The sequence below is a fragment of the Shewanella sp. SW24 genome, from assembly GCF_025653395.1.
Lineage (GTDB): Bacteria > Pseudomonadota > Gammaproteobacteria > Enterobacterales > Shewanellaceae > Shewanella > Shewanella oncorhynchi.
In genome coordinates this window covers 424,453-431,284 of record NZ_JAKKSH010000001.1, presented here as the reverse complement: position 1 = coordinate 431,284, position 6,832 = coordinate 424,453, and the positions used below count along the sequence as shown (strand labels likewise).

Sequence of the window (6,832 nt, the reverse complement as noted above, 5' to 3'; positions counted from 1 at the left end):
ATTTCGACCTAACTCAGTCAAGGTCAGTGTCTTACATTCAATCAGTGCCTTAGAGGCCAGCATCAAGCTGTTTAATCGTTTTAGGTGAAGTTCTGGGCAGTATTGGTGTAAAGAATGTTGTAGGATATTGGCTTCGCGCATCTTGTTGTCCAAGTGTAGTTTTTAGCGAAACCATTTGATCATGCAACAAGATGCGCTTCCACCCTAATTTGATGATTTATTTGTAAATCATCAGGGGATTCTTCAGTATCAAGCATGAGTAAACGGGGTAAAAATGGTCCCCCTTGCTCACCTAAAGTGCATTATTCATTGTATTATATGCGTTTTTTTGGTCACCTAGGAAATTTACTCGGTCTCAAAAATAATTCAGCATATTTGGCATTATCAATGCTAAAACCTTCTGTAACTAAAAAATCTTTTATTTTAGATGTTATATTTTTATCAAATTTTTGCTGATCATCCCAAAAACGTTCAAGGCAGTAAGTTAAGTATGGAAACTGGCAACCATCTGCAATGGTTTTAGTTTTACCGCATAGGCCATTGGGATTAGGGTTGAGAAAAAAAGCCGCCGCTTCTGCCTTTTTTAGAGCATAATCTAATTGATTCATAATCAACTCTACCAATCCTTTAACTTTGGGCGGATTAGCCGTTTTCCCCCAATAGTAACGGAAGCCTAAGATAGATAATTGGCTCAGATCAGATTGATTACGTAGGAAATCTTTAATATAGTAAGGACTTGTTTCGGGAATGTCAGGGGTATCTATCTCTCGTTCGAAATCTTGATTAACAAATGAAAGAATATCATGTTCAAAAACATAAACTGAATCTATTTTAGTTGGTAAGTCTTCTAGTTCATTTACAATAAAATGTGTATTGGATAAAAATTTAAAGCTTTTTCTTGTAAAGAAAAACTTAATGTTGTAATTATAGCCATAGAAATCTGACTGCCAATTTATCCCCAACTCTTTTGCGTTAATAGGTACTTCATGTATTTCTATATATTTCTCACCACTCATCAATTCAAGTTCGAAGTTTTCAGTATACAAGTAGAATTCAGTGATGAATTTCAAATTAACGATCCCGTTTTTTATTAATACGGTTAAGTCATCACTCCCTAACCTTAGATATTCTGTTTTCGGAACCAATGATGCCGCTGAGAATGATTCACTACGTTTTAATCGTTCCCGTGCAACCTTTCTAGAGATAACATCATCTCTAGTCTGATATGGCCCATTACGATTTTTATACGAACGCCTTTCATATACGGCCCAAACATTAATATTAATAGGAGAAAAAATTAAGACAGGTTTATTTTCTTTCAAAAGGTACTGTATAACTTATTCTCGGCTAGCATTTAAGTTCACCTTCGATAACTCTACAATTTTTTGCATTGACACATCCATTTTATCTGCTATTTCTGCTACTAATAGCAGAAATAGCAGATAAAAGGAATTTGTTTTTTTAACTTTCCCCTCACTAGATAGCTTAATTTGTGAATATTTTCAAACTGTTATTGTGAGCATGTGTAAAAATATGCTTAAACTGGGTTTTCGTAATATACCAAGAGTTAGCATTCATATATTGGAAGTTTAAACAAACAAGTTCACATTAGTGATGTTCACTTCAATATAAGAGTCCGGAGGCCCCTTTAGTCAGTCTTCAGAGATAAGCACTCTAGCCCCTGCCCCTGAGCAGTACCACTACACAATGACCGCTCTAAATTGAAAGTGGTCAATACTTTCAGTTTATTTCTAATAAATTAACCGGCATTCACTGTAAGCGTAACGCCGGCAACACCTTCCGAGTTTAATAAAATAATTGACAAACCTAAAGTAAAGAGAGGGATCACCGCTAATAGGAGGTAAAGGTCACACTTGTTACACTAAGCTCTCGCAAGAAGGACACTTTATGTTTAATGGTTCCATAGCCATTTGCGAGTGATAAGACCAATAATCTCCATTTTTAATCAGCCTGGTATTACAGGAATGACAGTGGTTATATACCGTAAAGTGTTTGCACGTATCACATTCATACCACGCGGAACGAGAGTTACTCGTTGTCGTGTCTTTCTTCGTTAATTCATGAGAACCACATGAAATACAGAAGTTGATAGATTCAACATCATCAGGGCGTCCCGACAAAGTATTATCTTCAATCCCATACTGAAGAAACATCCCTAGCATCCTCTGGATTTCATCTAAATAACGAAGCCTCAATACAGGGTTCGCGCAAACTGCTCCATATTGATGGTACAAATGACGAGGTATCTTATCCCAATCAAACATTGATAACTCACCAAGATAGCTAATTTGGCCCCACTCTTGAGGTGATACTATTTCATTGATCACACCTTTGGCTGGATGAAATATGAAGACTGCATTGGCACCACCTTCGCTGTAGTCTTTTTTATGGTAAAGATTATGTACAATCCCCGATATTCCACCATGCATTTTGATGATTTCATCTGAATAAAATTTCGCATCTATCACCAAACGCTTGCGTTTAGTCATACCATATTTAGTCTCAAAGTCCACATCTATGACGAAATCAGGAGTTCGGCCATTATCTAATAAAGGCTCATATCGAAGGTAAACCTTGCGCTTCAACGGTTCGTTATTGAAATTCAGAGGTTTACTATGCTTACGTGACAAAACGATATGCAATAACTTTCTTTTCCACTCATCATCAGGCTGATAATAATAGTTTTGCACCAACACCTTGATGATTTGTAGCAGACACCATCGCTCATAAAGAAGTGGCATGTTCACTAGGCCTATCTCTTCCACTTTTTCAAGTGATAGCAATAAATCTTCATCTGTTAAATTGGTCAGTTCTCGTATTTTTTTGTAGCCAGAATGCATTGCTTGATAATCAGGGTTTTGCACAAAAGTCATTGAATTAGGGAAAGTTGGTGAGGGTTTAACGCCCATTTTTTCGAGTATTCTTATCGCTGATTTAAACTGTGTAAGTTTGGGAGCTAACTCCTCGTATACCCGTTCAACCTTTGCCTTATTTTGCTGAAAATAGGTAAGTTGAGTTTGCACTGAGCGTTTCTCTCTTTCCTGTTCTGCTCGCTCTTTAGGTGTTAATTCCTTTGTCCAATTTTGCTTATTTAGATCTAAAGCTTTCTGGCGTTCTGCTATAAATTTTCCGCGCCTTATATTCAGCTCTTCACCACCAACAACTTTTACACTCGATAAAGTGTTTAGAGTATAAAAATACTTATTTCCTTGGTTTGAGGGTTTGTACATATCTGTATAAACTTCATACTCAAGACCTTTCTCAAACAGTTCAGCATACGAACTATCTGCAAATTTGATGAAGACTTGCTGCACCGAACCATCTGAGCTAAACCATGGCGCAAAATTATCCACCCTAATACTCAAAAAATAAGTATTAGAGTAGTATTTAGACTTTGCGCCAATCTTAATTAACCATTTATTTGGGTGTTTGAGAAGACAAGTGCTCTGTGATTTTTTACTCAAAAGCTTAGTCTGTAACTGTGAATTCAGATACTCTAAATCATAGGTTTTCTTGATCTGCTCAAGGTGTTTCCTTACCAAATCCTTGTTAATCGCTTTTTCACCACTGAAGTTGTTTAGCCGTTCGGTAAGCTTCATCGTCATGCCTTCAAAGCGATTAACCTTGCTCTGAGAAATCGTCACCAACTGCTTTAATATGCTATAGATTCTTTGAAGAACAAAAAGAACATATCGGTTTTCAGGCACATTAAAGCTTGACGTCGTTGCCCTACTAGTAAGCTCTTTACTGTATCCTTTTGTAGCTAACTCCATGAAAGTACGGTTAACAGGTTTCACTAACTTTCTTGGTTTCAAAGCCTGTATTTCTCGCAATTCAGATTTGGGCTTCTTTGTTATATTCTGCGCGTGTGACAGTAGATTAGATACCAGCCTGAGAGTTTCCTCATCAACGCCGCCTTCTTCTACTTTTTTAGCCTTCGCAGTAACATAACTTTGCTCATCTAGGATAAGCTCCCACAGATCACTTTTAAAATCTGATAAATATCGATTCAACTGCTCAGCAGTAAACTCTGATGAGCCAATATGAATAGTGCATTTTTGACTGCCAAGGCCAACTTTGACTGCTCCAGCAGTCCTGTGGAGTGTTCTTGTCCATTGTTTGATGTCTGGCTGCCAATTTACCGCTTCAATCCACCAAGATTTTCCTGAATCTTTATCTTTGATATTCTTTAGCTGAATCCGAGATCCATCCGCTTTTTCAAAATGCGGCGCTGTAGTGCCATCGTCTAGATAGCGAAATGCCAACTGACCTAACCTTATTCCCTCCGCTTTTGGGTATATGATTGTCGTGCAGCTAAAACTTTTCTGGTCGTCATCATAATGAACTGATAGCGGTAAGTAGGATTCAACAACCTTCAAAACCGTATTTTCATCATGCCACTGAACATCAATATATTTGATTTCAAACTTTGGAAGCATGATTAAGCCCAATAGTTCACAACACCATCATTTGCCTTAGCATTCTCGATGATTGAACGCAGAGCTGCTACGCACGAGAACTCATCCGCGACAGACTCATGACTTGGAACAATCTCGGCGAATTTGTCTAATAACACCTTTTCGAGCAGATCAATTTTTTGAGCATCACCCAATAATTTGTTGCCATCAAAAGTAAATTTAGGAAGTACTTTATGAATAATGAAGTTATTGATAGCTTGTTCAGTATTGCTATTTACATCTGAAAACAAGTCTAAATAATTGAGGCCTTGGCGAATCGTTCGCATACCAAACTCTACGCCCAATCGGTCAAAAAACTGTTCATTCAGCTCGATAAAAAGTTGGCAAAAATCATTATTGCGATCAAATTTGGGGTAGGAAACCCTTTGCCCTAAAGCCTCAACATCCATAAACAAAGGCTTAGATACATCATCAAGCTCATAGCCTTCAATTTCTTCAAAAATCTTATTCCAGTCAGTCAATAATGGACTTTTAAACTTCATAATATGGGTTCGATCAAGTATTTTAGGCGACAAGTAATGCGTGGTTTCATCGATATTAATAGCACCAATGATACGAACATTAGAAGGGAACTTGATCGTAGATGGTGTACTAATTATTCCTGATAACATACGTCGAATGTCACCATGGTATTTGATCAGAGAGTCTTTCTCACTAAACCCAAAAGCTCTTTTCATTTCAGCATTCACTGCTTCATCTTGCATTAACTTAACGAAGTCCACGACACCATCTTGATCATACTTAGCTTTGGCATCTGAAATGATAGATACTACAGCTTTTAACTCAGACAGCACATGGGCAGATTCATCATCAGAATAGAGCTGTATCGTGGGAGTGTTTTCTCGGTCTTCCAGTTTTGATAAGAAATCGGCAAAGTAGTACTCCACCCGAGCTAAGTTCATTTCATCCAAACAAATAAAGTATGGTATTTCTGGGTTTTGCTGCGCTTCGATGAGTGCTTCTAAAAAAGGAGTGGCTAAATATTTCTTTTCAAGCGGATTGTAGTAACCCAATAAGTCTTCAGAACTTGTCCAGTTAGGCTTAACAGGGATAATTTTCGAGACACCACCTACCGCTTTTGCGAATGATTGCACCAAGTTAGTTTTACCAGAGCCTGAATCCCCTGCAAGAACGATCAAATCATTTGAGCGAATTAGAGTCAGATAGTTTTCGATGATATGGCGAGGGTACAGAATGTCTTGCTCTTTCAGATAAGACTGAATATAAGAAACCGCCTTCTTATAGTCACCGTCAAGAACTTCATTAAAGCTGACCATTTCAGCAGTATCTCGCTCTTTAACTGCTTTAAATATAAAACTGTCGAAGTCCTCTTCATCAATGAATTCAAAGGTTTTTAAGAACACCGCTTTTTCTTCGATAAAATTGGTAAGCTTGTCGATTTTTTTTGACATGGTTTCCTCTATTTTACGATACCGTTCGACCATCATTTCCAGCTCAATTTTACTCTCAGCAATGCTCTGGCTAACTTGTTCTTTATCTTGACTTAATTTTTCATTTTCGACGGTGAGTTGTTTAAGAGTACCCTCAAGTTCGGTGACCTTTTTTTGACTCAGTTCTCTCGCGTCGTCAAGCTTTTGAATTTCTTCATGGGTTTTGGTCTTTGTGGACTGCAATAACTGTTTTAGAGCACCGATTTCTGACTCGATTTGATCTTTCAAACTCTTGATTTCAAGATCATATACAGCCTTACGTATGAGCGTACTTTCCGAATCAGCAACAATATCCTTTCGCTCTGACTCTGATAATACACTGGTTAAATCAGTTAAACGCTCGACTGTATTTTCATCTACAGCAAGAAGGAATGGGTTGTTTTTGATTGACCTTTGCTTTGAAGAAGCCAAAACAAGCTGACATGCCACCATGACCTTGTTGTCACTCCCCATAAAAGCTTTAGCCATCACTGGGTTCAAAAATACACCGGATTGCAATTCGCGGGAGCTAGGAAGCGGGTATTCAATACTTTGATTGCCATTGAGTGTCTTAGCATTTCGCAAGCCGGCCCAGTTACCGGCTTCATTTATGCTAAGTTCACCCCAAACATCGATTTTTTTATCAGTTAATCCCCAACTCTCATAGAGCTTTTGGTATAACTCATCATCTGATAAATCCTTTACAACATCAAGGCTATATAAAACATCACCAGCCATTATTACATCCGCCCCATATAACGATTGATCTGTACCAGCAACCGCGAACACTTCACAACGCACTGTTATCCAATTCAAAACTCTTTGAGCTAAGATAGCCAAGAGCACTATGCCTTCAGGTTGTGTTGTAATCAACTTCAATGTACTAAAAAACGGACTAGCACA

3 protein-coding genes and 1 pseudogene are annotated in these 6,832 nt (G+C 37.9%); all 4 read right to left on the bottom strand.

Going from position 1 to position 6,832, the window contains the following annotated elements:
• A pseudogene (locus L5M17_RS01920) lies at nucleotides 1-141 on the bottom strand (IS4 family transposase); the annotation flags it as partial.
• Nucleotides 142-332: 191 nt separating this feature from the next.
• The gene (locus L5M17_RS01915) at nucleotides 333-1,322 is read right to left on the bottom strand and encodes a cytoplasmic protein (protein WP_263144819.1); all 990 of its coding nucleotides are present in this window, start codon (nucleotides 1,320-1,322) and stop codon (nucleotides 333-335) included.
• A 555-nt stretch (nucleotides 1,323-1,877) separates the two neighbouring features.
• Nucleotides 1,878-4,460 carry a nuclease domain-containing protein gene (locus tag L5M17_RS01910; RefSeq protein WP_263144816.1) on the bottom strand — a complete coding sequence of 861 codons (2,583 nt, stop codon included), beginning with the start codon at nucleotides 4,458-4,460 and terminating at the stop codon, nucleotides 1,878-1,880.
• A gap of 2 nt (nucleotides 4,461-4,462) precedes the next feature.
• Nucleotides 4,463-6,769, bottom strand: a complete 2,307-nt coding sequence (locus L5M17_RS01905; RefSeq protein WP_263144814.1) for an McrB family protein — start codon at nucleotides 6,767-6,769, stop codon at nucleotides 4,463-4,465.
• Nucleotides 6,770-6,832: the final 63 nt, after the last annotated feature.

Excerpts from the sequence above, each read along its gene's own strand:
- L5M17_RS01910 (WP_263144816.1), bottom strand. The coding sequence starts at position 4,460 with ATGCTTCCAAAGTTTGAAATCAAATATATTGATGTTCAGTGGCATGAT.